26 protein-coding genes are annotated in these 25,880 nt (G+C 70.9%); 17 read left to right on the plus strand and 9 right to left on the minus strand.

Features of this window, described 5'->3' with window-relative positions; translation table 11 throughout:
* The first annotated feature begins 280 nt into the window (after positions 1–280).
* The 5 genes from ACZ7L1_RS01715 (at position 281) to ACZ7L1_RS01735 (ending at position 7,060) form a co-directional block, all read left to right on the plus strand.
* Complete coding sequence (locus ACZ7L1_RS01715; protein ID WP_471433284.1) at positions 281–1,174, plus strand: FAD binding domain-containing protein; 894 nt, start codon at positions 281–283, stop codon at positions 1,172–1,174.
* Positions 1,174–1,746, plus strand: coding sequence for a (2Fe-2S)-binding protein (locus ACZ7L1_RS01720; RefSeq protein ID WP_471433285.1), 573 nt, complete (start codon positions 1,174–1,176; stop codon positions 1,744–1,746). The genes ACZ7L1_RS01715 and ACZ7L1_RS01720 overlap by 1 nt, the downstream gene beginning before the upstream one ends.
* A gap of 1 nt (position 1,747) precedes the next feature.
* Positions 1,748–4,132 carry a xanthine dehydrogenase family protein molybdopterin-binding subunit gene (locus ACZ7L1_RS01725; RefSeq protein ID WP_471433287.1) on the plus strand — a complete coding sequence of 795 codons (2,385 nt, stop codon included), beginning with the start codon at positions 1,748–1,750 and terminating at the stop codon, positions 4,130–4,132.
* A 256-nt stretch (positions 4,133–4,388) separates the two neighbouring features.
* Positions 4,389–5,846 carry an NCS2 family permease gene (locus ACZ7L1_RS01730; RefSeq protein ID WP_471433289.1) on the plus strand — a complete coding sequence of 486 codons (1,458 nt, stop codon included), beginning with the start codon at positions 4,389–4,391 and terminating at the stop codon, positions 5,844–5,846.
* Positions 5,847–5,896: 50 nt separating this feature from the next.
* Entirely contained in the window at positions 5,897–7,060 is a 1,164-nt protein-coding gene (locus tag ACZ7L1_RS01735) for an XdhC family protein (RefSeq protein WP_471433290.1), read from the plus strand.
* On the opposite strand, the gene ACZ7L1_RS01740 is transcribed toward ACZ7L1_RS01735, so the two are convergent.
* The 4 genes from ACZ7L1_RS01740 to ACZ7L1_RS01755 all read right to left on the minus strand — a co-directional run bounded on the left by ACZ7L1_RS01740 (position 7,032) and on the right by ACZ7L1_RS01755 (position 10,587).
* Positions 7,032–7,811, minus strand: coding sequence for a class I SAM-dependent methyltransferase (locus tag ACZ7L1_RS01740; RefSeq protein ID WP_471433292.1), 780 nt, complete (start codon positions 7,809–7,811; stop codon positions 7,032–7,034). The genes ACZ7L1_RS01735 and ACZ7L1_RS01740 overlap by 29 nt on opposite strands.
* A 17-nt stretch (positions 7,812–7,828) precedes the next feature.
* Positions 7,829–8,479, minus strand: a complete 651-nt coding sequence (locus ACZ7L1_RS01745) for a class I SAM-dependent DNA methyltransferase (RefSeq protein WP_471433293.1) — start codon at positions 8,477–8,479, stop codon at positions 7,829–7,831.
* On the minus strand, positions 8,476–8,943 hold the full coding sequence (locus ACZ7L1_RS01750; RefSeq protein ID WP_471433294.1) for an SRPBCC family protein: 468 nt from the start codon (positions 8,941–8,943) through the stop codon (positions 8,476–8,478). Before ACZ7L1_RS01750 ends, ACZ7L1_RS01745 begins: the two co-directional genes overlap by 4 nt.
* A gap of 309 nt (positions 8,944–9,252) precedes the next feature.
* Positions 9,253–10,587, minus strand: coding sequence for a Gfo/Idh/MocA family protein (locus tag ACZ7L1_RS01755; protein WP_471433296.1), 1,335 nt, complete (start codon positions 10,585–10,587; stop codon positions 9,253–9,255).
* A 108-nt stretch (positions 10,588–10,695) separates the two neighbouring features.
* Here ACZ7L1_RS01755 and ACZ7L1_RS01760 point away from each other — a divergent pair, with 108 nt between their 5' ends.
* Genes ACZ7L1_RS01760 through ACZ7L1_RS01775 form a run of 4 tightly spaced genes read left to right on the plus strand, consistent with a single transcriptional unit; the run spans position 10,696 to position 14,385 of the window.
* Complete coding sequence (locus ACZ7L1_RS01760; RefSeq protein ID WP_471433298.1) at positions 10,696–11,979, plus strand: ABC transporter substrate-binding protein; 1,284 nt, start codon at positions 10,696–10,698, stop codon at positions 11,977–11,979.
* Positions 11,976–12,923: a carbohydrate ABC transporter permease gene (locus ACZ7L1_RS01765; protein WP_471433299.1), complete on the plus strand. Its 948-nt coding sequence runs from the start codon at positions 11,976–11,978 to the stop codon at positions 12,921–12,923. Before ACZ7L1_RS01760 ends, ACZ7L1_RS01765 begins: the two co-directional genes overlap by 4 nt.
* Positions 12,920–13,783, plus strand: a complete 864-nt coding sequence (locus ACZ7L1_RS01770) for a carbohydrate ABC transporter permease (protein ID WP_471433300.1) — start codon at positions 12,920–12,922, stop codon at positions 13,781–13,783. The genes ACZ7L1_RS01765 and ACZ7L1_RS01770 overlap by 4 nt, the downstream gene beginning before the upstream one ends.
* Positions 13,780–14,385, plus strand: coding sequence for a hypothetical protein (locus ACZ7L1_RS01775; RefSeq protein WP_471433301.1), 606 nt, complete (start codon positions 13,780–13,782; stop codon positions 14,383–14,385). The genes ACZ7L1_RS01770 and ACZ7L1_RS01775 overlap by 4 nt, the downstream gene beginning before the upstream one ends.
* 36 nt (positions 14,386–14,421) lie before the next feature.
* Here the strand turns inward: ACZ7L1_RS01775 and ACZ7L1_RS01780 are convergent, their stop codons facing one another.
* A complete protein-coding gene (locus ACZ7L1_RS01780) occupies positions 14,422–15,561 on the minus strand; it encodes a site-2 protease family protein (protein ID WP_471433302.1) in 1,140 nt (379 codons plus the stop codon).
* Positions 15,562–15,757: 196 nt separating this feature from the next.
* On the opposite strand from ACZ7L1_RS01780, the gene ACZ7L1_RS01785 reads away from it, so the two are divergent.
* Positions 15,758–16,219: an AAA family ATPase gene (locus tag ACZ7L1_RS01785; protein ID WP_471433303.1), complete on the plus strand. Its 462-nt coding sequence runs from the start codon at positions 15,758–15,760 to the stop codon at positions 16,217–16,219.
* Here ACZ7L1_RS01785 and ACZ7L1_RS01790 read toward each other — a convergent pair.
* A complete protein-coding gene (locus tag ACZ7L1_RS01790; RefSeq protein ID WP_471433304.1) occupies positions 16,216–16,821 on the minus strand; it encodes a TetR/AcrR family transcriptional regulator in 606 nt (201 codons plus the stop codon). The genes ACZ7L1_RS01785 and ACZ7L1_RS01790 overlap by 4 nt on opposite strands.
* A 153-nt stretch (positions 16,822–16,974) precedes the next feature.
* Here ACZ7L1_RS01790 and ACZ7L1_RS01795 point away from each other — a divergent pair, with 153 nt between their 5' ends.
* Together ACZ7L1_RS01795 and ACZ7L1_RS01800 are read left to right on the plus strand one after the other, a co-directional pair.
* Entirely contained in the window at positions 16,975–17,994 is a 1,020-nt protein-coding gene (locus tag ACZ7L1_RS01795; protein WP_471433305.1) for an aldo/keto reductase, read from the plus strand.
* A gap of 142 nt (positions 17,995–18,136) precedes the next feature.
* Positions 18,137–18,331 carry a hypothetical protein gene (locus ACZ7L1_RS01800; protein WP_471433307.1) on the plus strand — a complete coding sequence of 65 codons (195 nt, stop codon included), beginning with the start codon at positions 18,137–18,139 and terminating at the stop codon, positions 18,329–18,331.
* 120 nt (positions 18,332–18,451) lie between these two features.
* On the opposite strand, the gene ACZ7L1_RS01805 is transcribed toward ACZ7L1_RS01800, so the two are convergent.
* On the minus strand, positions 18,452–19,153 hold the full coding sequence (locus tag ACZ7L1_RS01805) for a class I SAM-dependent methyltransferase (protein ID WP_471433309.1): 702 nt from the start codon (positions 19,151–19,153) through the stop codon (positions 18,452–18,454).
* Between the two features lie 90 nt (positions 19,154–19,243).
* On the minus strand, positions 19,244–20,794 hold the full coding sequence (locus ACZ7L1_RS01810; protein ID WP_471433311.1) for an aromatic amino acid ammonia-lyase: 1,551 nt from the start codon (positions 20,792–20,794) through the stop codon (positions 19,244–19,246).
* 141 nt (positions 20,795–20,935) lie between these two features.
* Here ACZ7L1_RS01810 and ACZ7L1_RS01815 point away from each other — a divergent pair, with 141 nt between their 5' ends.
* Genes ACZ7L1_RS01815 through ACZ7L1_RS01830 form a run of 4 tightly spaced genes read left to right on the plus strand, consistent with a single transcriptional unit; the run spans position 20,936 to position 24,225 of the window.
* A complete protein-coding gene (locus ACZ7L1_RS01815; protein ID WP_471433313.1) occupies positions 20,936–21,979 on the plus strand; it encodes an ABC transporter ATP-binding protein in 1,044 nt (347 codons plus the stop codon).
* Positions 21,976–22,617 (plus strand): ABC transporter permease, encoded by a 642-nt coding sequence (locus tag ACZ7L1_RS01820; protein WP_471433315.1) that lies wholly within the window; start codon positions 21,976–21,978, stop codon positions 22,615–22,617. The genes ACZ7L1_RS01815 and ACZ7L1_RS01820 overlap by 4 nt, the downstream gene beginning before the upstream one ends.
* Position 22,618: 1 nt before the next feature.
* On the plus strand, positions 22,619–23,281 hold the full coding sequence (locus ACZ7L1_RS01825) for an ABC transporter permease (RefSeq protein ID WP_471433317.1): 663 nt from the start codon (positions 22,619–22,621) through the stop codon (positions 23,279–23,281).
* Between the two features lie 11 nt (positions 23,282–23,292).
* Positions 23,293–24,225: an ABC transporter substrate-binding protein gene (locus tag ACZ7L1_RS01830; protein ID WP_471433319.1), complete on the plus strand. Its 933-nt coding sequence runs from the start codon at positions 23,293–23,295 to the stop codon at positions 24,223–24,225.
* Positions 24,226–24,478: 253 nt separating this feature from the next.
* On the opposite strand, the gene ACZ7L1_RS01835 is transcribed toward ACZ7L1_RS01830, so the two are convergent.
* Positions 24,479–25,087, minus strand: a complete 609-nt coding sequence (locus tag ACZ7L1_RS01835; protein ID WP_471433321.1) for a PadR family transcriptional regulator — start codon at positions 25,085–25,087, stop codon at positions 24,479–24,481.
* A 148-nt stretch (positions 25,088–25,235) separates the two neighbouring features.
* Here ACZ7L1_RS01835 and ACZ7L1_RS01840 point away from each other — a divergent pair, with 148 nt between their 5' ends.
* Complete coding sequence (locus tag ACZ7L1_RS01840; protein WP_471433322.1) at positions 25,236–25,628, plus strand: nuclear transport factor 2 family protein; 393 nt, start codon at positions 25,236–25,238, stop codon at positions 25,626–25,628.
* Positions 25,629–25,880 lie beyond the last annotated feature (252 nt).

The raw sequence follows: 25,880 nt of genomic DNA on the forward strand, positions 1-25,880 counted from the left end.
TGGCCTGGGCTTTTCGGAAGCCGTGCTCGCGGTTGCCGTCGCCGGTGCGTGGTGTTTCCAGGGCAAACCGGAGAGGTTACGGACGGCCTCCGTTCATATGAATCTACAAGATGGCCGCCCTCACCAGCCAACTCCTTCATGTTTTCGGTGACTGACCCCGTTGGAGTACCCGGCGGTGTACTGACTGCACTCCCCGTGAACAGCACTTGAACGAGCCGGGCCCGCCGCACCGGATATGGCTCGATCCGTACCGACCACGAGACGAAGAAGAGAGCCGGTCATGGACTTCCTTCGCCCCGCAAGCTGGGACGAGGCGCTCGCCGCCAAGGCCGAGCACCCCGGCGCCGTACCGATCGCGGGTGGCACCGATGTGATGGTCGAGATCAACTTCGACCACCGCCGGCCCGAGTATCTGATGGACCTCACCTGCATCGGCGATCTCTACGAGTGGGAGGTCGGCGAGGACAGCGTGCGGCTCGGCGCCTCGGTCCCCTACACCAAGATCATGGAGAACCTGCGGGCCGAGCTTCCGGGCCTGGCCCTCGCCTCCCACACGGTGGCCTCCCCGCAGATCCGCAACCGCGGCGGCGTCGGCGGCAACCTCGGCACCGCCTCCCCGGCCGGCGACGCACACCCCGCCCTGCTCGCGGCGGGCGCCGAGGTCGAGGCGGAGTCCGCGGCCCGCGGCACCCGTCTCATCCCGATCGACGCCTTCTACACCGGCGTCAAGCGCAACGCGCTCGCCCCCGACGAGCTGATCCGCGCCGTCCACATCAAGAAGGCCGACGGACCCCAGCAGTACGCGAAGGTCGGCACCCGCAACGCCATGGTGATCGCGGTGTGCGCCTTCGGGCTGGCCCTGCACCCCGAGTCCCGCACGGTCCGCACCGGTATCGGCTCCGCCGCGCCCACGCCCGTCCGGGCCAAGGCCGCCGAGGAGTTCCTGAACGCGGTTCTGGAGGAGGGCGGCTTCTGGGACAACGGCGAGATCATCACCCCTTCCGCGGCCCAGGAGTTCGCGCAGCTGTGCGCCGCCGCCTGCAACCCGATCGACGACGTCCGGGGCACCGCGAGCTACCGCCGCCACGCGGTCGGGGTCATGGCCCGCCGCACGCTGACCTGGACCTGGGAGTCGTACCGCGGCACCCGCCGCACCTCGAAGGGAGCTGCGTGATGCGCGTCAACTTCACGGTCAACGGACGCCCGCAGGAGGCCGACGACGTCTGGGAGGGCGAGTCCCTGCTGTACGTGCTGCGCGAACGGCTGGGCCTGCCGGGCTCCAAGAACGCCTGCGAGCAGGGCGAGTGCGGCTCGTGCACGGTCCGCCTGGACGGCGTGCCGGTGTGTTCGTGTCTGGTCGCGGCCGGGCAGGTGGAGGGCCGCGAGGTGGTCACGGTCGAGGGGCTCGCGGACTACGCCGAGCAGCGGTCCTGCGGGACCGGGGCGTGCGGAACGTCTCTGGACGAGGCCAAGCGGTGGCAGGCCAAGGGCACCGACTCGCAGACCGGCGAGGGCGCCCGGCTCGCGCCCGTCCAGCAGGCGTTCATCGACGCCGGCGCCGTCCAGTGCGGCTTCTGCACGCCCGGCCTGCTGGTCGCCGCCGACGAGATGCTGGAGCGCAACCCGAACCCGACCGACGCGGACATCCGCGAGGCCCTGTCCGGCAACCTGTGCCGCTGCACCGGCTACGAGAAGATCATGGACGCGGTGCGCCTGGCCGCCGCCCGGCAGTCCGAGGGGGTCTGACATGGCAGCCAACGGCGTTCCCACCAAGATCACGCAGGGCGCACGGACCAAGGGCGGCGTCGGCGAGTCCACGCTCCGCCCGGACGGCACGCTCAAGGTCACCGGCGAGTTCGCGTACTCGTCCGACATGTGGCACGAGGACATGCTCTGGGGCCACATCCTGCGCTCCACGGTCGCTCACGCCGAGATCGTGTCCATCGACACCGGCGAGGCCCTGGCCACACCCGGCGTCCACGCCGTCATGACCTACGACGACCTGCCGACCGACGTGAGGAACTACGGTCTGGAGATCCAGGACACCCCGGTCCTCGCCCACGGCAAGGTGCGCCACCACGGAGAGCCCGTCGCGATCGTCGCCGCCGACCACCCGGAGACCGCACGCCGCGCCGCCGCGAAGATCAAGGTCGACTACCGCGAACTTCCGGTCATCACGGACGAGGCGTCCGCGACGGCCCCGGACGCGATCCTCGTGCACGAGAACCGCACGGACCACCACGCGGCCCACGTCCCGCACCCGAACGTCGTCCACCGCCAGCCGATCGTCCGCGGCGACGTGGCGAAGGCGCGTGAGCAGGCCGACGTCATCGTGACGGGCGAGTACCACTTCGGCATGCAGGACCAGGCCTTCCTCGGCCCGGAGTCCGGTCTCGCCGTCCCCGCCGAGGACGGCGGCGTCGACCTGTACATCGCCACCCAGTGGCTGCACGCCGACCTCCGCCAGATCGCACCCGTGCTCGGCCTGCCGGAGGACAAGGTCCGGATGACCCTGGCCGGTGTCGGCGGCGCATTCGGCGGTCGTGAGGACCTGTCGATGCAGATCCACGCCTGTCTGCTCGCACTGCGCACCGGAAAGCCCGTCAAGATCGTCTACAACCGGTTCGAGTCCTTCTTCGGGCACGTCCACCGCCACCCGGCGAAGCTGTACTACGAGCACGGCGCGACGAAGGACGGCAGGCTCACCCATGTGAAGTGCCGGATCGTCCTCGACGGCGGCGCCTACGCCTCCTCGTCCCCGGCGGTGGTGGGCAACGCCTCCTCGCTCGGCGTGGGCCCCTACGTCGTCGACGACGTCGACGTCGAGGCCATCGCCCTCTACACCAACAACCCGCCCTGTGGCGCCATGCGCGGCTTCGGCGCGGTCCAGGCGTGCTTCGCCTACGAAGCGCAGATGGACAAGCTCGCCAAGAGGCTCGGCATGGACCCGGTGGAGTTCCGGCAGCGCAACGCGATGTCCCAGGGCGCGGTCATGCCCACCGGTCAGGTGGTCGACTCCCCGGCGCCGGTCGCCGAACTCCTGCGCCGCGTCAAGGCGATGCCCCTGCCACCGGAGCGCCAGTGGGAGAGCTCCGAGGGCGTGGACGTACGGCAACTGCCCGGCGGCCTGTCCAACACCACGCACGGCGAAGGCGTCGTACGCGGTGTGGGCTACGCGGTCGGCATCAAGAACGTCGGCTTCTCCGAGGGCTTCGACGACTACTCCACCGCCAGGGTCCGCATGGAGGTCGTCGCGGGTGAGCCCGTCGCCACCGTGCACACGGCGATGGCGGAGGTCGGCCAGGGCGGCGTCACCGTCCACGCGCAGATCGCCCGCACCGAGCTGGGCGTCGCCCAGGTGACGATCAACCCGGCGGACACACAGGTCGGGTCGGCGGGTTCGACGTCCGCGTCCCGCCAGACGTACGTCACCGGGGGCGCCGTGAAGCACGCCTGCGAGCTGGTCCGCGAGAAGGTCCTGGAACTCGGCCGGCGCAAGTTCGGCTCGTACCACCCGGCTTGGGCGACGGCGGAACTCCTGCTGGAGGGCGGCAAGGTCGTCACCGACGGGGGAGAGGTGCTCGCCGACCTGGCGGACGTCCTCGGCGACGAGGTGGTGGAGATCGAGCGCGAGTGGCGGCACCGCCCGACCGCGCCCTTCGACCTGCGCACCGGCCAGGGCAACGGCCACGTCCAGTACTCCTTCGCCGCGCACCGCGCCGTGGTGGAGGTCGACACCGAGCTGGGCCTGGTCAAGGTCATCGAACTGGCCTGCGCCCAGGACGTCGGCAAGGCGCTCAACCCGCTCTCCGTGACCGGCCAGATCCAGGGCGGTACGACCCAGGGTCTGGGCATCGCGGTCATGGAGGAGATCGTCGTCGACCCGAAGACGGCGAAGGTGAAGAACCCGTCGTTCACGGACTACCTGATCCCCACGATCCTGGACACGCCGACGATCCCGGTGGACGTCCTCGAACTGGCCGACGACCACGCCCCGTACGGCCTGCGCGGGGTCGGCGAGGCACCGACGCTGTCATCGACTCCGGCCGTGCTCGCGGCGATCCGCAACGCGACGGGGCTGGAGCTGAACAGGACCCCTGTACGGCCCGAACACCTCACGGGCACGGCGTAACCCCCGGCCGCAGTTGGGGGCAGCCGTGCCTCCCCAGTGCCTTGACGGCCTGGGGGACCCCATGGCGGCACGGGTGGGCGCTGGGGTCCCCTGCTCGAAGAGCTTGGGGGAGGCACCCCGCCGCCGGGCAACGTTCCACCCCACGGCCACCCCGGCCCCCGGTTCCACCACCGCATCACCGCAACACCCCCGTTCGTCTCGGGCCGTCCCCCGGGTCGTGCATCCCAACCCCCTCTGAAACTTGGGAGACGGCACCGTGACCCACCCCTCCGTCGAACCAAGGCCGACCGCCGAAGGCGCAGGCACGGAACCCCCGGTCCCGGCCGGCAGGCCCTGGCTCGACCGGTACTTCCACATATCCGCCCGCGGATCCACCCTCGCCCGCGAGGTGCGCGGCGGCATCACCACCTTCATGGCGATGGCGTACATCCTCCTGCTCAACCCGATCGTCCTGTCCGGCAAGGACGTCGCGGGGGACACCCTCGGACAGAGGGCCGTCATCACCGCGACGGCGGTCGCGGCAGCGGCCACCACGCTGCTGATGGGCTTCATCGGCAAGGCACCGCTCGCCCTCGCCGCCGGCCTCTCCGTCTCCGGCGTCCTCTCCTCCCAGGTCGTCCCGCAGATGACCTGGCCGCAGGCCATGGGCATGTGCGTGATCTACGGCACCGTCATCATGCTCCTGGTCGTCACCGGCCTCCGAGAGATGATCATGAACGCCATCCCGCCGGCGCTCAAGCACGGGATCACGATGGGCATCGGCCTGTTCATCGCCCTGATCGGCTTCTACAAGTCCGGCTTCGTGCACCAGGGCAGGGCCACCCCCGTCACCCTCGGCCCGGCGGGCCAGCTCACCGGCTGGCCGGTGCTCCTGTTCGCAGGCACCCTCCTCCTCGTCTTCGTGCTCCAGGCCCGGGGCGTCCCCGGTGCCATCCTCATCGGCATCGTCGGGGGCACGGCGGTGGCGGCCGTGCTGAACGCGGCAGGCGTCATCGAGGCCGACGCCTGGGCGAGCGGCGCCCCCGAACTGCACGGCGGTGCGGTGTCGATGCCCGACTTCTCACTCTTCGGGCACGTGGAGTTCGGCGGCTGGGGCAAGGTCGGCGCCATGACGGTCGGGATGATCGTCTTCACCCTCGTGCTGGCCGGCTTCTTCGACGCGATGGCCACCATCATCGGCGTCGGCACGGAGGCCGGGCTCGCCGACGACAGGGGCCGGATGCCGGGCCTGTCCAAGGCGCTGTTCATCGACGGCGCGGGCGGTGCGATCGGCGGCGTGGCGGGCGGCTCGGGCCAGACGGTGTTCATCGAGTCCGCGACGGGCGTGGGTGAGGGCGCCCGCACGGGCCTCGCCTCCGTCGTCACCGGCCTGCTCTTCGCGGCGTGCCTGTTCTTCACCCCGCTGACGGCGATCGTCCCCCAGGAGGTGGCCTCCGCCGCCCTGGTGGTGATCGGCGCCATGATGCTGATGAACGCCCGCCATGTGGACTGGGCCGACCGTGCCACCGCGATCCCGGTCTTCCTGACCGTGGTCCTCATGCCGTTCACGTACACCATCACCACCGGTGTCGCCGCGGGTGTCGTCTCGTACACGGCGATCAAGGCCGCCCAGGGCAGGGCGCGGGAGATCGGCGCCTTGATGTGGGGCCTGACGACGGTGTTCCTGATCTACTTCGCCCTCCACCCGATCGAGAGCCGGCTGGGCGTGCGCTAGCCGCCTCCCCGAGAGACCCTCTTCGCAACGGCTGTCAAGGAGACCGAGAGATGTTGGACATCGCCGAGGAGCTGACCCGGTGGGTCGAGCAGGGCCGCGACTTCGCCGTGGCCACCGTGGTGGCGGTCGACGGCAGCGCCCCCCGGCAGCCGGGTGCGGCCCTCGCGGTGGACGCCGAGGGCACGGCGATCGGCTCGGTCTCCGGCGGTTGTGTCGAGGGCGCGGTGTACGAGCTGTGCCGGCAGGCGCTCGAGGACGGCGGAACCGTCCTGGAGCGCTTCGGATACAGCGACGAGGACGCCTTCGTCGTGGGCCTGACCTGCGGCGGCGTCATCGACGTCCTGGTCACCCCGCTCCGGGCGGCCGACCCCGCCCGCCCGGTGCTCGCCGCCGCGCTGGCCGCCGCCGCGCGCGGTCGGGCGGCGGCGGTGGCCCGGGTCGTGTCGGGCCCGGCGGAACTGCTCGGCACGGCACTGCTCGTCCACCTCGACGGCACGTACGAGGGCGGCTTCGGCGCCCACCCGGAGCTGGACCGCACGGTGGCGGCCGAGGCGGGCGCCTTCCTCGACGCCGGACGCACCGGCACCCTGGAGATCGGGGAGCGGGGATCACGTTGTGGAGCACCGCTCGCGGTTCTGGTGGAATCGTCTGTTCCGCCGCCCCGGATGATCGTCTTCGGAGCGATCGACTTCGCCTCCGCGCTGGTCCGCGTCGGCACGTTCCTCGGCTACCGGGTCACCGTGTGCGACGCCCGGCCCGTCTTCGCCACCCGCACCCGCTTCCCGGAGGCCGACGAGATCGTCGTCGAGTGGCCGCACCGGTACCTGGAGCGCACGCAGGTCGACGCCCGCACGGTCCTGTGCGTCCTGACCCACGACGCCAAGTTCGACGTACCGCTGCTGAAACTGGCGCTGCGCCTCCCGGTCGCCTACGTCGGCGCGATGGGCTCCCGCCGCACCCATCTGGACCGCAACGAGCGCCTGCGCGCGGTCGGCGTCACCGAACTGGAGCTGGCGCGCCTGAGGTCCCCCATAGGCCTGGACCTCGGCGCCCGCACACCGGAGGAGACGGCCCTGTCGATAGCGGCGGAGATCGTCGCGAACCGGCGGGGCGGAAGCGGTGTCTCCCTCACCGGCGCCCACACCCCGATCCACCACGACACGGCACCGGCGCCCGTCTCGATGATCAACCGGAGGGTGCGCGCCGGGCGGTGAGCACGGGCTGGTAGTACCCGCTGAGGGCCGGGGTGTGCCAGGTGAGTCCGGTGAAACCGGCTTCGGCGGCGAACTCCGTGAGCTGTGCGCGGGTCAGCGCCCAATAAGTGGTCCGGCGGACTCGGACGTCCCAGGTGTTCCCCTCGGGGATCAGCTGGAAGTGCTCCAGGTCATAGTGCTCGCCGTCGTCGTGCCAGTGCCAGAGTTGAAAGGTGATCACCTGGCCGTCGGGGGTCTGCGTGACGCGGGCTGGTGTCGCCGTGGGTCTGTCCCTGCGGGCCTCGTCGTAGTCCCGGACCGTGATCACCAGCAGCCCGTCGTCGCGGAGCACCCGTCGCAGACCGAGGAGCGCGGCCTCGACGTCCCGTGCGGTGAGCAGGTGGGGGAGCGAGTTGTCGGCGCAGACGACGACGTCGAAGACCGATGACCTGAAGGGCAGCAGACGCATGTCCGCGGCAGCCGCCGCAAGGCCCGCCCCACGGGCGCTCGCCTCGGCGGCGGCGCGTGCGGCGGCGACGGGGCTCAGGTCGCTGCCGACGACCCGGTGCCCGGCCAGGGCGAGCCCGATCGCCTGGGTCCCGATCCCGCAGGAGCAGTCCAGGACCCGGTACGGCCCCGCCCCGAGGTGCCGACGGAGCAGCCCGCCCAGCACCTCGGACTGGTGGGCCATGCTCGTGTCCCAGTCCGCGAAGATCAGGTGGTAGTCGGGGGCCAAGTGGTCGTAGAAGTCCCGCACCGAGGAGTCCTGCATGCTTCCACCTCTTTCGGCTACTGGGTGCGCTTGCGGGCGAGGAGGTAGCCCTGCGGGGACTTCTCCCAGCCCTCGGCCGTGCGTACGAGCCGGGCGATCTCCTCGAAACCGGCGTCCGTCAGCAGCTCGGAGACGTGCTCGGGCCGGAAGCGGTAGACGTCGAGGGACAGGTCGTGCCCGTACGCGCGGTCCAGATGCCTGCGCTCGTCGCCGACCTTGAAGGCCATCAGGAGGAGCCCGCCGGACGCCAGCACCCGGTGGAACTCCCGGAACAGCACGGGCAGTTCGCGGGGCGGCGTGTGCACCGTGGAGTACCAGGCGAGGGCGCCCGCGAGCGTGCCGTCCGCGATGTCGAGGCCGGTCATCGACCCCACCTCGAACCGCAGCGCGGGATACGCGCGCCGGGCCACGGCCACCATTCCGGGAGACAGGTCGACCCCGAAAACGTCGAGCCCGAGCTTGTGCAGATGGGTCGTCACCCGGCCCGGCCCGCACCCGAGGTCTCCGACCGGCCCGCCCCCGGCGGCCAGCACCCGCTCGGCGAACACGCCCAGCATGGCCCGGTCGAAGGGACTGTCGTCCAAGGCGTTCCTGAGCAGCCGGTCGTAGTCCGCGGCGACGGTGTCGTACGACGCCCGGGTGGTCTCGAGGTGCGCGGCATCGGTCATGACGGGGGACTGTAGACGCCGCCACCGACACCGGGGTCCGGATCCGGCCTGAGCAGTCCGTCCATCACGCGCCCGAACATCCGTCGGGCCAGCCATCCGAGCGGCCGGTCGAAGAGCCCCGGCAGCAGCCGCACGGACAGTTCCTCCCGCCACATCACGCGCGAGCCCGTGTCGCCGTGCGGACGCACCTCGATCTCCGCCCAGCCGGTGACGACACCGCCCCGTTTGACCATGCGGCACCGGGTCGGCGGCCGCCAGTCGACCACTTCCATCGGGTCGTCGAAGCCCAGCGGTCCGACCCCGGAGCGGGCCACGAACACCGTGCCCACGCCCGCCGGCCCGGACGTCAGCACCGTGACGCGGGTCAGCGGCACCCTGTCGGCGTGGCGCGGCCAGTCCGTGAGCCGGAGCCAGGCCTGCTCGACCGGGAGCGGGGTGACGCGTTCGAGCCGGAAGAGGACCACCTGGGGATCGTACGCAGCCGGTGGCCCCGTTCACCTGAGCCACGCCCGGTGCCGGACCCTGCTGCGGGAGCGCGGCCCGGTCGCATTGGTCGAACTGCCCGCCGGCGTACGGGCCTGGGCGCCCACCGCATGGCCGAACTCCCCGATGGCCGGGCGGACTTACGGCGGCGTACGCGCATGCGCTGCCCATGCGCGTCATGTGTGAGATGTTCGGGCTCCCCGAGGACCGCCAGGCCGACATGGCGCGCCTCATCGAGGCCGACATGGACACCACCATCACCGCCGGGCCCGGCCGTCGGTGGATTCGGCTCAGACGTCCAGCAACTCCCGTGCCCGTACGGGCAGTCCCGTCTCGAACGAGCGGTTCGCGGCCAGCCCCGTCACCAGGGAGCGCGCCCCGTCCGTGGCGTCCGCCGCACGCCCCAGCGGGTCCTCGGCGCGCTCGCCGAACAGGTCCGCCAGCATGCGTACGTCCCCACCGCCGTGCCCGCCCTCACCGGTCGCCACCTCCACCTCGCGTGGCCGCTCCCAGAACCGGCGCAGCAGCAGCTCGGTCCGCCCCGCCCGCGCGTCGGTCCCGGCTCCGTGCAGCACCGGGCCGGTGGCGCCGTCGCCCGTCCGGCGCGGCGACCATGTGGACTCCTCGACCAGCAGCTCCAGCCGCCCCTCGCTGCCGTTGAAGGCGATGCGGTAGCCCTCCCAGGGCGCGTACGCGGTGAGGTGGTACGTCAGGGTCGCGCCGGACGCGTACCGCACCAGGACCGCCATGTCGTCCTCGATGGTCACACCCGGCCCGAACACGTTCTGGTCCCGGTGGTAGCCGTCCTCCCGCTCCGCGTCCAGATACAGCGCGCCGAGCACCGGCGAGTCCGCGAGGCGCAGCGCGAAGGGGTCGCCGTCGGCCGCCGGGGAGCCGTGCGCGCGCCGGTAGGGGCGGGCCAGGCCCCGCCGCCGACCGGCCTCGTCGCCGTAGAAGAAGAGACCGCCCTGCGCGAAGACGGTCTCGGGCCGGGAGTCCAGCCACCAGTTGACCAGGTCGAAGTGGTGTGTCGCCTTGTGCACCATCAGTCCCCCGGAGTTGGCCTTCTCCCGGTGCCAGCGGCGGAAGTAGTCGGCGCCGTGCCGCAGATCGAGCAGCCACTCGAAGTGCACCGAGCCGACCTCACCGATCTCCCCGGCCGCCAGCAGCTCCCGTACCGCCGAGTGCACCGGGTTGTAGCGGTAGTTGAAGGCGACCCGGACCTCGCGGCCGGTGCGGCGCCGGGTGTCCAGGATGCGGCGGGCCCGCTCGGCGTCCGTCGTCATCGGCTTCTCGGTGACCACGTCGCAGCCCGCCTCCAGAGCGGCCACGATGTAGTGGTCGTGCGTGCGGTCCACAGTGCACACCACCACCAGGTCGATGCGCTCACGGCGCAGCATCAGCTCGAAGTCCTCGGCGGCGTACGCCGGTACGGGCGGGCGGCCGGGGTGATCGGCGGTGATCCAGTCGTTGTGGACGGCCATGCGGTGGGCGTTGACGTCGCAGAAGCCGGCCAGTTCGATCCGGTCCGCGTACGGCCCTGACAGGGCCTCGGTGAAGAGCCGGGCGCGGGCGCCCAGACCCACGACGGCGGCGCGGCGGCGAGGTTCGGTGTCGGAAGACATGCTCGGGCTCCGTCCCACGGAAGCGGTGCAGAGGGCTTGTTGTGACATCCGGACCATACCTAGGGTCACTTGAAGCGTGTAAGCGCTTTCTGGCGAGAGGGGTGACCCATGCCCGGAAACAGGACGAGGGCGTCCTGCCCAGTGGCCGTGGTGCTGGCGCTGTGCGCGGCGCTGTCCGGCTGCGGGGGCACCGATGACGGCGGCTCAGGCGGAAAGGTGGTGCTCCGCTACACCTGGTGGGGCAACCCGGACCGCGCCGCGAGAACCGAGAAGGCCATCGCGCTCTTCGAGGTACGGCACCCCGGCGTCCGGGTGCAGACGTCGTTCTCCGGCTACGACGCCTACAAGCAGAAGCTGGCCACCCAGGCCGCCGGCGGTGACGCCCCCGACGTGATGCAACTCGACTACCGCATGATCGACCAGTACGCATCCGGCGGCGTCCTCCTCGACCTCGGCCCCCGGAAGGCGGCCCTGGACACCGGGGAGATCGACCCCGGACTCCTCGCCACCGGCAGGGTGAACGGCAAGCAGTACGCGATCCCGCAGGGGCGTGGCACCGAGACGATGGTGTACGACGTCAAGGAGTGGAAGGCGTCCGGTGTCGCCCTGCCCCGCGCGCGCTGGACATGGAGCCAGTGGGCCGAGGCCATGCGGCAGTTGGCGAAGAAGACCGGCAAGCCCGGCGGCACCGACCCGGGGCAGAGCGAGGACGCCTTCGAGGTGTGGCTGCGCGGCCAGGGCAAGTCCCTCTACACCAAGGACCGTCGGCTCGGCTTCACCGCCGAGGACCTGACCCGCTGGTGGACCTTCACCGACAGGCTGCGCCGCGAGGGCGCCGTCTCGCCCGCCGAGCAGACCACCCAGCTCGACGGGTCGGTGGAGAACACCCCGCTGGGCCGCGGCAAGGCGGTGTCCGACATCAACTGGGACGCACCCGCGAGCGGCTTCCTCGCCCTCGTCCCGGACGGCATCGCCCTCGCGCCCATGCCGTCGGGCGAGGACGGTACCCCGGGCCAGTACTTCAAACCGTCGATGTTCATGGGCGCCTCCGCGCACACCCCCCACCCCGAGGAGGCCGCCGAGCTGATCGACTTCTTGATCAACGACCCCGACGCCGGTGCCGTCCTCGGCGCGGCCCGCGGCATCCCCGTCAACGAGTCCCTGCGCGACAAACTCGCCCCCACCCTCAAGGACTTCGACAGGACCATCTCCGACTACCAGTCCTCGCTCGAAGGCGACCTCAAGGCCCCGCCGCAGGCGCCCCCCTCCGGTGACAACGCGCTGCAGACCACCTTCCAGCGCGACTACGACCAGGTGTCGTACGAGCGGATGTCGCCCCGCGAGGCGGCGAGGAACTACATCACCGAGGCGAAGGCGGAGCTGAGGTCATGACGGCAACCGACGTACAGGCCAGCGGAGTTCCACGAACGCGCCCTGCGACCCCGAGCCGGCCGAAGCGCCGCCGCGAGGGTGCCGCCTGGGTGTTCCTGTCCCCGTGGGTGCTCGGCGCGACCGTGCTCACCCTGCTCCCGATGGCCGTCTCGCTCTACCTCTCCTTCACCGACTACGACCTGTTCAACCCGCCGCACTGGGTGGGCCTGCGCAACTACACGCAGATGTTCACCGAGGACCCGCGCTACTGGCGCTCGGTCCTCGCCACGCTGACGTACGTCGTCATCGCCGTACCGCTGCAACTCGGGCTCGCCCTCGTCGTCGCCCTGGCGCTGAAGTCCATGCGCCGCGCCAAGGGCTTCTACCGCTCCGCCTTCTACGCGCCCTCCCTGCTCGGCGCCTCCATGTCGGTCGCCCTCGTCTGGCGGGCGATCTTCAACGACGGCGGCACGGTCGACCACCTTCTCCGCACCGGCGGCTGGGTCACCCGGCCCGGCTGGGCGCTGCTCGCGGTGGCGTTGCTGACGGTGTGGCAGTTCGGTGCGCCGATGGTCATCTTCCTCGCCGGACTCCAGCAGATCCCGGGGGAGTTGTACGAGGCCGCCGAGGTCGACGGCGCGAGCCGGTGGCGGCAGTTCCTGTCCATCACCGTGCCGATGCTGTCCCCGGTGATCTTCTTCAACCTGGTGCTCCAGACCATCCAGTCCTTCCAGGTCTTCACCCCCGCCTTCGCGGTCAGCGCCGGCAAGGGCGGGCCCGCCGACTCGACCCTGTTCTACACGCTCTACCTCTACGACCGCGGCTTCGTCGCCTCCCACATGGGCTACGCCTCCGCGATGGCCTGGGTGCTGCTGCTGGTGATCGGAGCGGTCACCGCGGTGCTGTTCCGCACCTCGCGGTCCTGGGTCTTCTACGCCTCTGACACCGATGGGGGAGCCCGATGAGTTCGACCGCCTCCGCCCTGCGCAAGCCGGTGGCCTCGCGCCGGGTGGCCCTCCACGCCGGCTGCCTGGCCGCGCTGCTGGTGATGCTCTACCCGCTGGCATGGCTGCTCGCGACCTCGCTGAAGCCCGCGAACGAGGTCATCGCCAGCCTGAACCTGCTGCCCAGCCACTTCGAGTGGTCGAACTACAAGACGGCGTTCGACGGGGTGAACGACGTCTCCGTCTGGCGGCTGCTCGGCAACTCCCTGCTGATCGCGGGCGGCGCGGTCCTCGGCAACGTCATCTCCTGCTCCCTGGCCGCGTACGCCTTCGCCCGGCTGCGGTTCCGCTTCCGCGGGCCGCTGTTCGCCTTCATGATCGCCACGATCATGTTGCCGCACCACGCCGTGCTGATCCCGCAGTACATCATCTTCAACAAGCTCGGCATGGTGAACACGTACTGGCCGTTGATCCTGCCCAAGTTCCTGGCCACGGAGGCGTTCTTCGTCTTCCTCATCGTGCAGTTCATGCGGGGGCTGCCGCGCAATCTGGAGGAGGCGGCCCGGATCGACGGCTGCGGGCCGTTTCGTTCCTTCTTCCTGGTCATCCTGCCGCTGACCCGCCCCGCCCTGATCACCACCGCGATCTTCACCTTCATCTGGACGTGGAACGACTTCTTCACCCAGCTGATCTACCTGTTCTCGCCCGAGAAGTTCACCCTCACGCTCGCGCTCAGGTCGTTCGTGGACGCCTCCAGCACCTCGGCGTTCGGGCCCATGTTCGCGATGTCGGTGATCGCGCTGCTGCCGATCGTGCTGTTCTTCCTCGCCTTCCAGCGGTTCCTGGTGGAGGGCATGGCGAGCTCGGGGCTCAAGGGATGAGCGGGCGTACGACCCGGGAGCCCGGGGAGGTCTTCGGCCCGCGGATGACGCTGTTCGCGGACGTGCTGAGCGTGGGACTGGCGACGGCGGTCGCGGCCCTGCCGCTGCTGACCGCGCCCGCGGCCCTGTCGACGGCGTGCGCGGTGCTGCGCGGGGCACGGGAGGACCGGCCGGTCACGGCGGGGCGGTACCTGAGGGTGCTGCGCGGCCGTCTGCGGGCCGGGGACCTGGCGGCCGGGGCGGTGGCCTTCGCGGGCGTTCTGCTGCTGGCGGCGGACCTGGCCCTGGCGGGCGTGGGCCTGCCGGGGGCGCCGGCGTTCACGGCCCTGGCCGCGGCGATCGGAGCGTGCGCCGCGGTGGTGGGCCTGAGGGCCTGTGCCCGCCCCGAGTCACTGAACGACTGGCCGACGGCACTGCGCACGGCGGCGCGCACCGCCGCCCGGGACGCGGCGGGCAGCGCCCTGACCCTGCTCGCCCTGGCGACGGCGGCGCTGTGCGCGTGGATGCTGCTGCCCCTGGCGTTCCTGGCTCCCGGCCCGCTGGCCATGGCCGTGACAGCGGTGGAGGGGAGGGGCCGGGGGGTGAGAGAGGCAGCCGGCTGAGGTGAGGGCGACCGCGGGCGCCGTTGCGCGGATGGCTCAACCCTGCCGGCGGGGCGTGCCGGTCAGCCAGGTCACGACACGGCTGATGTCGGCGAGCGTGACGATGCCGACCAGGCGCCCGTCGTCGAGCACGAGTGCCCTGCGTTCCCGGCTCTCCTGGAGGCGGGGCAGCAGATCCACGACCATGTCGCCGGGTGCGGCCGTCTCGATGTCCGAGAGCGGGCGCATCACCTCGCCGATCGTGGTGGTCGGCCGGGCCTGCGGCGGGACGTCGCGGACGGCGCCGGCGGTGACCAGCCCCGCCACGCCGCCGTCGGGCGCCAGAGCCGGGAAGGCGGAGTGACGGAACCGGTCGAAGGGCGTGTCCGCGAGGAACCGGTCGATGGTCGTCGCGGTGGGCACGGTGACCGGGTCCCAGGTCATCACCCGGCTCACCGGGATGCCGTGCAGGGCGCTGCGCAGCTCCGCCTGGCGGGCCTCCGCGGTCGCCGCGCTGATCAGGAACCAGCCGATCAACGCCGACCACAGCCCCGACAGGTTGCCCGCGAAGAGCACCGCCGCGAACCCGCCGGCCACGAGCAACCAGCCCAGAGCGCGGCCCGCGGCCGAGGCGCCCCGGGTCGCCCGCACCCGGTCACCGGTGCGGTGCCACAGGAACGACCGCAGCAGCCGTCCGCCGTCCAGCGGGGCGGCCGGCAGGGCGTTGAACACGGCCAGCACGATGTTGATGGCGGCGAGCCAGGCGACGGCCTCCACCACGAGACCCGAGGTGTGCAGCGCGTCGAGACCCACCGCGAGGCCGACGCACACCCCGCCCGCGACCAGACTGGTCAGCGGCCCCACCACGGCGATGCGCAGCTCCACACCGGGCGTCGGCGCCTCGGTGCGCAGCCGGGCGGCACCGCCCAGCATCCACAGTGTGATGCCGTCGACCTGGACGCCGTTGCGGCGTGCGACGACCGCGTGGGCGAGTTCGTGTGCGAGCAGCGACGTCAGGAACACCAGCGAGGTCACCAGCGCCGCCACCCAGTAGGCCCAGGCCGGGTGACCGGGGTGGGCCGCGGGCAGGCGCCCGCGGGCCAGGGCGACGGCGACCAGCGCGATGATGACCAGCACACTCCAGTGCAGTCCGACGCGCACGCCGGCGATGCGCCCGAGAGACAGTGTCTCCTTCATCGAACGCCTCACCTTCCCGGCGCACGGCCCGTCGGCCGCGATCCCGCCCGGGCGGCCGCCGGGTGCGCGCCGCTCTCGTCACGCGCTCTGCAGTGGATACGAATCCTCCGCACTCCCCATCGTGCGCCCGGTCCGCGGGAACGCCGAGCCGCACGGGGTTTCACCCGTCCGCCGGCCTCGTGTCATCGTGGCTCCCATGGGGACAGGACTGGACATGGCCGTGCTGGTCGGGCTGCAGGCGTCGGGGAAGTCCACCTTCTGCACGCAGCACCTGTCCGCTCGGTATGTGCTGGTCAGCAAGGACCTGTTCCCCCGGCGCGCCCGCAACAAGCAGCAGCGGCAGATGCGGCAGGTGCAGGAGGCCCTCGCTGCGGGTCGGCCGGTGGCGGTGGACAACACCAACCCCTCACCGCAGGAGTGGGGCCCGTTGGTGGAAGCGGGCCACGCCCACGGCGCGACGGTCACGGCGTACTGGTTCCCGCCGGACCTCACGGGCTCGCTCCACCGCAACGCTGCTCGCGAGGACCGCGCGCGCGTCCCGGACGTCGGCGTGTTCGCCACCCTGAAGCGGTTGCGCAAGCCGTCCCAGGCGGACGGTTTCGACGCGGTCCGGGAGGTGCGCTTCGACGGGCGTGGCGGCTTCGAGATCAGGCCCTAGGAGGCCAGGGCTCGGTGCGGCCGGCGTAGTCCTTCGATGAGGAGTTCGACCAGTCGGCGGGCGTCGTAGCGGGGGTCGTTGTCCGCGCCGACGCAGAGGTTGCCGACGCCGCGCATGAGTTCGTAGGCCTCGATGTCGGAGTCGATCTCGCCCGCGGCCGCCGCCGCTTGGAGCAGTTCGGTGCAGACGGGCACGAGGCGGTCGAGGAAGTAGGCGTGCAGCGTGTCGAAGCCGGCGTTGTCGGACTGCAGTACGGCGGCCAGTCCGTGCTTGGTGACCAGGAAGTCGACGAAGAGGGTGATCCATTCCCTCAGTGCCGCGTACGGGGTTGCGCTGCTCGCCAGCAGGGCCGGGCCCGCGTCGGCGCAGGCGTCGACCTGGTGCCGGTAGACGGCGATGATGAGGTCCGCCCGGGTCGGGAAGTGGCGGTAGATGGTGCCGAGCCCGACCCCGGCCTCGGCCGCGATGTCGCGTACCGGCGCGTCCACGCCCGACCGGACGAATACGGCGGCGGCCGCCTCGAGCAGTGCCTCCTTGTTGCGCCGGGCGTCCTTCCGCTTGGACGGGGCCGCCCGCCCCGCGCCCTCGTCGCTGTCGCTCACCGCGCCGCTCCTTCCCAGCCGCCCTTGCAAAAGCGGAACGCTGTTCCGTATCGTTCCGGAACGAGGTTCCGTTTACTCATCATGTCAGAGCGGGGACCCGGCACCAAGTCATGCCCTCTCGCCCTGCACCACCCTCGACGGAGGACCACAGTCATGCAGTACCGCACCTTGGGCCGTACCGGAGTGCAGGTCAGCTCCCTCGCGCTGGGCGCGATGAACTTCGGCCGGATCGGGCGCACCACCCAGGACGATGCCACTGCCATCGTCGACGCCGCCCTCGAGGCCGGGATCAACGTCATCGACACCGCCGACATGTACGGCGACGGCGAGTCGGAGGAGATGGTCGGCAAGGCCGTCGCCGGCCGCCGCGACGACATCGTGCTGGCCACGAAGGCCACCATGCCCATGGGTGACGAGCGCAACCACCGGGGCAGTTCGCGCCGCTGGCTGGTCACCGCGCTGGACGACAGTCTGCGCCGCCTCGGTGTCGACCATGTCGACCTCTACCAGATCCACCGGTGGGACCCGAGCACCAGCGACGAGGAGACGCTGTCGGCCCTGACCGATCTGCAACGCGCGGGAAAGATCCGGTACTTCGGCTCCTCCACCTTCCCCGCGTACCGCATCGTGCAGGCGCAGTGGGCCGCCCGGGAGAACCGCCTGAGCCGTTACGTCACCGAGCAGCCCAGCTACTCGATCCTGCAGCGCGGCATCGAGAGCCACGTCCTGCCCGTGACCGAGGAGTACGGGCTCGGCGTGCTCGTGTGGAGCCCGCTGGCCTCGGGCTGGCTGTCGGGTGCGGTCCGCGCGGGCCGGGACGTCGCCACCCACCGCTCGGCGTTCATGCCGGAACGCTTCGACACCGCTCTCCCCGCCAACCGTGCCAGGCTCGACGCCGTAGAGCGGCTGGCCGAGGTCGCCGACGAGGCCGGACTGACGATGATCCAGCTCGCACTCGGCTTTGTGACCGCGCACCCCGCCGTGACCAGTGCGCTCGTCGGCCCCCGCACGCCGGAACACCTGCACGCGCAGCTCGCCGCCGCGGACACCGTGCTCTCCGCCGACGTGCTCGACGCGATCGACGGGATCGTCGCCCCCGGCACCGACCTGGCCCCGCACGAGAAGCACGACACTCCGCCCGCGCTCCTCGACCCGTCACTGCGGCGCCGCTGATCGCTCGAAGTCGCGGGCATCCGGGGAGGAGGTGTGACGAGCCGCGCTGTGCGCAACGCGTCACCACCTTGACAGGTGACGATGCGGGGTGTGAGTCTGACATCCGCAAGGTGGGAAGCCACCGACTGAGCGGAGGATGGCCATGGAAAGCCAGAGCGCCGTGGACAGTGCTGCTGCGGCACGTCACGCACGGTTCGGCAAGTTGCCGGAGCGCATTCGCTTCGAGGACATGGTCGAAGAAAAGCAGGCGACGTCGAACGACCCGGCGAGGGACGCCTACGACCCCGAAGGATCGTGGATGTCCTTCTCCTGTCTGGCCGCCGACCTGGGCCTCTGAGCCGGTCTTCGACCGAGTGTCTTGCATGGCCGTCAAGTTCACCGAGCGCCGCCGGTCGCCCTCGCGAAGGGGAGGGCGACCGGCGGCGGTGCGGTTCAGGCGGAGATGCCGGATTCGGTCTCAGAACGCGTGGAACTCCTCGAAGGGCGGCTCGAACGAGGGATTGGGCAGGCGAAGAGCCCTGCAGCGAGTCGTCGGTTCGGACCGGGAGTCGGCGGCGCCCGTCGTCACGGTTTCGCCGGGGAAGGCGTCCGGAATCACCGTCCACCCCAGGTTCCGCTCGTAGTAGCGCACGGCGGTTCGCACGGACGGCGCCCAGGAGTCGTCGACCACGATCAGTCCGCCGGGCCGAACGATCTTTCGCAGGAAGTAGAGATCGACGAAGACTTCATGGAACCGGTGACTGCCGTCCACGAACGCCGCGTCGGCGCGGAGACCCTCGGTGAGCAGTCGGGGGAGCGCGATCGATGAAGGGGTGGGCATGAGCGAGGCGATCGAATCCAGCCCGGCAGAGCGCAGCAGATCCCAGCCTGCGTTGGACCAGTCACGTTCTTGAAACGGGTCGATGATGATGTGCCGGGGCTGCGGCGGATTCACAGTGATCAGCGCCTCACCGATCGCGAGCGCGGAACTGGCGTACGCGAGACCGACCTCGACGACCGTCTGCGCGCCTTCGCGGACCAGCAGGTCGCGCAGTTGATCACACTCGCGCTCGGGCACGGTGACCGTCTCGAAGTCCGCCTCGCGGTCCCGCGTCCACGCAGGCCCCTCCTGTGCGAGCCGACGGCGTACCTCGCGGACCCGCGTCCTGCGTTCACGCATCGAACCGTCCCTCCCCCCGACGCCGATGCCCCGGCTTCGCAGCCTAGCCGCTTGCCGTGGATCGCTCGGGGCCGATCCCGCCGGCGACGCTCATGATGTGCTCCGGGCCCAGATCTCCGTGAACTCGTCGAGCAGTGCGGCCGCCGCCGTCACGTCGTCCGTGAGCGGCCGGTCGGTCGGGTCCTCGTCGAGTACCGACTCGGCGAGCGCCAGGGCCCGGCCCACCGGAAGATCCGGGTCGGGCCTGAGGTCGCGCAGGCGCAGCGCGCGTACGGCGGCGACGAGTTCGCAGCCGACGACGAGACGGTACGCGCCGCACGCCCGCAGGGTCTGACGTGCGGCGAGCGAGGCGAAGCTGGCCTGTTCCTCGACGCCCCGGGAGAGCACCGCGTGCCCGAGCGAGGCCGGGGCCGAGAAGGCCCGCACGTCACCGAGGGCGGCCCCGGCGGCGTACTCGAGGATCATCACTCCGGAGGAGGCGGGCTCCTGGTCGGCGAGGAAAGGGCGCAGGCGGGTGTAGGCGGGCTCGTTGAGGGTGGACAGGCGGGACGTGGACAGGCGGGCCACCTGGGTGACCGCCAGCCGGAAGTGGTCCAGTGCCAGGGCGAGTTGGGTCAGGTAGAAACCGCCGTGGTGGTAGGCGGCCATGTCCTCGGGAGAGATGAGCGGGTTCTCGGCGGCCGCGTTGATCTCGACGGCGAGGACCTGTTCCAGGGCGTCCGCCGCGTCCTGCGCGGGGCCGTGGATCTGGGGCAGGCAGCGGAAGCCGTACGGGTCCTGGATCCGGCCGAGCGGCGGGGACGGCCGTTCCGCCGCGCCGATCAGCTCCCGCATCCGCCGGGCGACCTCGGCGCTGCCCCGGTGCGGGCGGGCCGCGTGCACGGGGGCGGCGTAGGGCTCGTGCGACCCGTCGACCGCGAGCAGTGACAGTGCGGCGACGACCTGGGTGGCACCGATGAGCCCGCGTAGTTCGTGCAGGGCCAGGGCGGCCTGGCCGAGAGTGAGAGCGTTGCTGCTGATGAGCGCGAGCGCGTCGTTGTTGTCGAGGGGTTGCGGCTCGGGGGCGCGGACCACGGCCGCCTCAGCCGACGAACCCGCCCAGGACGTTCCCGGCCCCCGCCAGGGCCGCTCCCCGGCCAGCGCCAGGCCCACCTGTGCCAGCGCGGCTATGTCGCCCGTTCCCACCGAGCCGAACTCGTTGACGACCGGGTGCACTCCGGCCTCCAGCGCCACGCACAGCGCGGTGATCACGCCGGGCCTCAGGCCTGCGCCTCCGGCCAACAGCTGGTTGGCGCGTATCGCGAGCATGGCGCGGACCTGGCGGGCCGGAAGTTCCTCGCCGATGGCGCCGGCGTGGCTGCGCAGCAGGCGCAGGCCGTGTCCGGCGGCGTCCTCGGTGGGCACGTCCTCGCTCCGGTTGGCACCGACACCGGTGGAGCGGCCGTAGACGCGCCCGGTCGCCGCGATCTGCCGGGCGGCGTCCCATGACTCGGTCACGCGTTTCATCGCCTCGGCACCGGGGACCGGCCGCGCAGCCCCGTCGGCCAGGCGCACGACGTCCTCGACCTCGAGACCGATTCCGTTGAGGACCACCGATCCGGAGTGTACGAATCCGGGTGTGTCCACCATGCGAGACGACATAAATCCCAAACTCCCCTCAAACCGGACGATTGATCTTGCCTGCCGGTCATCCGTTACGTCGGATTAACGCTGACCTGTTGACAAGCTATTCACATACCGAGAACTCTGCATGACGTTATACAGCCGGGCAAGGGACATCTCATGATCCAGTTCGACGCGGTCCACAAGCGCTTCCCCAACGGCACGACAGCAGTCCATGATCTCTCCCTGGAGATGCCGGAGGGCGGCGTCACCGTTCTCGTCGGCTCTTCCGGTTGCGGCAAGACGACCACCCTGCGGATGATCAACCGGATGGTCGAGCCGACCTCCGGCACCATCAGGGTCGGGGGCAAGGACGTCACCCGGCAGGACGCCGCCGAGCTACGCCGGTCCATCGGCTATGTCATCCAGCAGGCCGGTCTCTTCCCGCACCGCACGGTGCTCGACAACATCGCCACCGTCCCGCTGCTGCTCGGCTGGAACCGCCGGAAGGCACGGGCCCGCGCCGCCGAACTCCTGGAGACGGTCGGTCTCGCCGCCGACGCCGGCAAGCGCTACCCGCACCAGCTCTCCGGTGGCCAGCAGCAGCGGGTCGGCGTCGCCCGCGCGCTGGCCGCCGATCCGCCGGTGCTGCTGATGGACGAGCCGTTCGGTGCGGTCGACCCCGTCGTGCGCACCCAGCTCCAGGACGAACTGCTGCGGCTGCAGAAGGAGTTGAGCAAGACCATCGTCTTCGTCACCCACGACATCGACGAGGCCGTCCGCCTTGGCGACCAGATCGCGGTCTTTCGCACCGGCGGCCACCTCGTCCAGTGCGCCTCCCCCGCGGAACTGCTCGCGCGCCCCGCCGACGACTTCGTCGCCGACTTCCTGGGCGCCGAGCGCGGGCTGAAGCTGCTCTCGCTGAAGACCCTGGCGGACGTCCCGCAGGGCCCGGCCCCGGAGGGCGGCACCTGGGCCCTCGTCCTCGACGCGGCCCGCAGGCCCCTGCACTGGGCCTCCAAGGACGCCGGGGACGCCGTACTCCCCGTCCGCCCGCTCAAGGACACCGACTCCCTGCTGTCGGCCCTCAACGAGTCGGTCGCCTCCCCCACCGGCCTGGTCGTCCGCGTCGACGCGGACGGCGTCCTCACCGGCGTCTCGTCACGGGACGACATCCACGCGCACGCCAGCCGTGTGCACGCCGAAGTGAGCGTGGCCGCATGACGACCGACTGGTCCTGGATATCCGGCCACACCGGCGACCTCGTGAGTCTCACCCTCTCCCACCTCCAGGCCGCCCTGACCGCCGTCTTCCTCGGCCTGCTGATCTCGCTGCCGCTCGCGGTGGTCGCCCACCGGATCCGCCCCCTGCGCGGTTTCCTCCTCGGCGTCTCCAACGTGCTGTTCACGATCCCGTCGATCGCGATCTTCGTCCTGTTGCTCCCGGTCAGCGGGCTGACCCGCACCACGACCGTGATCGGCCTGACGGTCTACACGCTGGTCGTGCTGCTGCGGAACACGGTCGAGGGCCTCGACTCGGTGCCCGCGAGGACGAAGGAGGCCGCGAAGGCGATGGGCACGCGCCCGCTGCGGACACTGCTCACGGTCGAGTTCCCGCTCGCACTGCCCGTGATCATGGCGGGTGTCCGCATCGCGACGGTGATGTCGATCTCTCTGGTGTCCGTCGCGACCTACATCGGCGACGGCGGTCTCGGCCAGCTGTTCACCGACGGCTTCCAGCGCAACTTCCCGACCCCGGTGATCGTCGGAGTGGTCCTCACCCTCCTGCTCGCCGTCGTCGGGGACGCCCTGCTGGTCGCCCTCCAGTACGTCCTGACCCCGTGGCGGAGGCGGCGAGCCTGACATGTACGAACTCTTCAAGAACCTCGGCACCTGGCTGACCAGCGCCTCCCAGTGGTCCGGCCCCGACGGCATCGCCCACCGCCTTGCCGAGCACCTCCAGTACTCCCTGCTGGCCACGCTCATCGCGGCCGCCATCGGCCTCCCGCTCGGCCTGCTCATCGGCCACACCGGCAAGGGCGCGTTCATCGCCATCAACCTGGCGTCCTTCGGTCGGGCGCTGCCGACCGTCGGCCTGGTCGTCCTGGTCTTCCTGGCCGGCGGCCTGTCGATGCTGCCGGTGTACGTGGCGCTGGTCGCCCTCGCCGTCCCGGCCATCGTCACCAACACCTACGCCGGCATGACGGCCGTCGACCCGGAGGTGAGGGACGCGGCGCGCGGGCAGGGCATGCGCGGCCACCAGGTGCTGTTCCAGGTGGAGTTGCCGCTGGCGCTCCCGCTGATCACGACGGGCCTGCGCCTGGCCCTGATCCAGGTCGTCGCCACGGCGACCATCGCCGCCTACGTCTCCTTCGGCGGCCTGGGCCGCTACGTCTTCGACGGGCTCGCCCAGCGCGACCTCGTGCAGGTGCTGGGCGGCGCGGTGCTGGTCGCCGTGGTCGCCGTCGTCCTGGACATCGCCCTCGCCGGCCTCCAGCGCTTCCTCTTCCGCCACCGCACTGCCTAGGAACCCGAACCATGAATCGTCGTGCTCTCCTCGGCGGCCTCTTCGCTGCTGCCTCCGTCCCCGCCCTCTCCGCGTGCGCGAGCGGCATCACCTCCCTCGACGGCCAGGGCGCCACCAGCTCCGGCGGCGGCTCCAGCAAGGGCGGGGTCACCATCGGCACCGCCAACTTCACCGAGAACCAGGTCCTCGGCTACCTCTACGCGGCCGTCCTGGAGGCGGCCGGCGTCACGACCAAGGTCCGCCCCAACCTCGGCACGCGCGAGATCGTCATCCCCGCCCTGAAGGCCGGCGACATCGACCTGCTCCCCGAGTACCAGGGCGCCCTGCTCAACTACCTCGACCCGAAGGCCACGCCCACCGAGGAGGGCGCGATGCAGAACGCCCTCACCCTCGCGCTACCGGCCGGCCTCCAGGTCCTGCCGTACGGCATGGCGGAGGACTCGGACGCCTTCGTCGTCACCCGCGAGACCGCGGACAAGTACGGCCTGGCCTCCCTCGCCGACCTGAGGAAGCAGAACGGCAAACTTGTCATCGGCGCCGCCCCCGAGGTGAAGAAGCGCCAGGTCGGCGCGGTCGGCCTGAAGGACGTGTACGGCGTGGAGTTCAAGGAGTTCAAGTCGCTGGACTCCGACGGCCCGCTGGTCAAGGGCGCCCTGAAGAAGGGGGACGTGGACGTGGCGAACCTCTTCACCACCGACACCGACATCAAGGCCAACGACTGGGTGGTGCTGTCCGACCCCCAGCATCTGATCCCCAGCCAGCACATCGTCCCGCTCATCGCCGACCGCAAGGCCGACGACACCGTCCGCAAGGCCCTCGCCCGGCTCGGCAACGTCCTGACCACCGCCGACCTCACCGAACTCAACAGTCTGGTCGACAACGACAAGAAGGACCCCGAGGACGTGGCAAACGCATACGCGAAGCGGCATGGACTGGTGAAATAGCCCGTCGGCGACTTTCCGGAACGGTCCGCACCAGGAGTGGAACCAGTGGGCGGCGACTTTGCAGAGTATCTGGCCACAGCACTAGCTCGCCGAACGGATCCACGCGATGCAGTCGGAGCCGGTGCCGCCCGCCGAGGCGGCTGACCGTGTGCGCGGCCATGTCGCCGCCCGATGACAGGCCCGGGACACGGTCCGGGTCCGCACGGTGTGGAGTGGGCCCGGAACCCGGCCGAACAGGCCCGCGCTATGTCGATCAGTCGCGCTGACGACAGTGGTTGGCCGGTGAGCCGGCCGTTGACGCGAGGGCGGCCATCCGTTGATCGAGCCTGCGGAGCGCCATGTCCCCCCACTGGAGGTTCTCCCGTTCGAAAGACATCCCGCGCAGCAGGGTGAGGTACGGGCCGATGCGCTCGGCCTCGGAGAAGTACGCCTCCTCCGAGCGTCCGGCGAGGAGGCGCTGCCGGAGCCTCTCGTAGCGGGCGAGCTTGGCGGTGGCCCACTCCATGCGCTCGGTGATGGCCCTTCGCACCGCCTCGATGTCGCCGGCGTCCACGCACTGCACCTTGACCAGCAACTCGTCCCGGATCACCGCCGGCTTGCCCGGGGGTTCGGCCGTGTAGGCGCGGACGGCCTCCCGCCCGGTCTCCGTCAACGAGAACAGTCGCTTGTTGGGGCGGCGCTCCTGCTCGACGACACGGGCCGTGACCAGTCCTTCGGCCTCCATGCGCTCCAGCTCCCGGTAGAGCTGCTGAGGCGTCGACATCCAGAAGTTGGCGACCGTCGCGTCGAACGCCTTTGCGAGGTCGTAACCGGATGCCTCACCCTCCAACAGCGCGGCCATCACCGCGTTCCGCAACGCCATGGGAAACAAGCTAGCACCTGTGCGACTAGTCAACATGGTGACTGACAGTCGCCCCGGTCCCGGGAACCCATCCCGTGGACAGAGCATGCCCTGCAGGTCTAACGTCCACTACACCTAGTCAAATTATTGAGTATGTGAGGCGAGGCCCATGCATCCCTTCCGCAAGGCCGTCGAGAGCGGTGACATGGACGCCGTGGCCGCCCTGCTGGCCGACGACGTCGTCTTCACCAGCCCGGTCGCCTTCAAGCCGTACCCGGGCAAGGCGATCACCGCCGCGATCCTGCGTGGCGTGGCCCGGGTGTTCGAGGACCTCACCTATGTCCGGGAGATCGCCAATCCCGACGGTCGCGACCACGCCTTCGTCTTCACCGCCACCGTCGGCGGCAAGAAGCTACAGGGCTGCGACTTCCTGCACTTCGATGAGGACGGCAGGATCGACGAGTTCACGGTGATGGTGCGCCCGCTCTCGGCCGCCCAGGCGCTGTCCGAGGCCATGGGCGCCCAGTTCGAACGGATCGCCCGGGAGGCCGCCGAGCACTGACCGCGACGACCGGTTCCGGCGCGGTCGCCGAGCGGCCTCAGGCATGGGTCTTCCGGGGTCGAGGCGACAGGACACCTGGTCTACGCACACGACAACGGTGGCCGGGTACGGCTTCTCGATCCCCAGGCGGGTCGGCCGGCGCGTCTTGAGCACACCGGTATCCGTCGGCTGACAGGCAACGATGCCCGGCTGCCGTCGCCGGGTAGGTCGCCCTGGCCGGTGATCTGCGTGAACTGGTTCCAGCCGGGGGCG

This window comes from Streptomyces sp. NPDC107546, assembly GCF_055639175.1.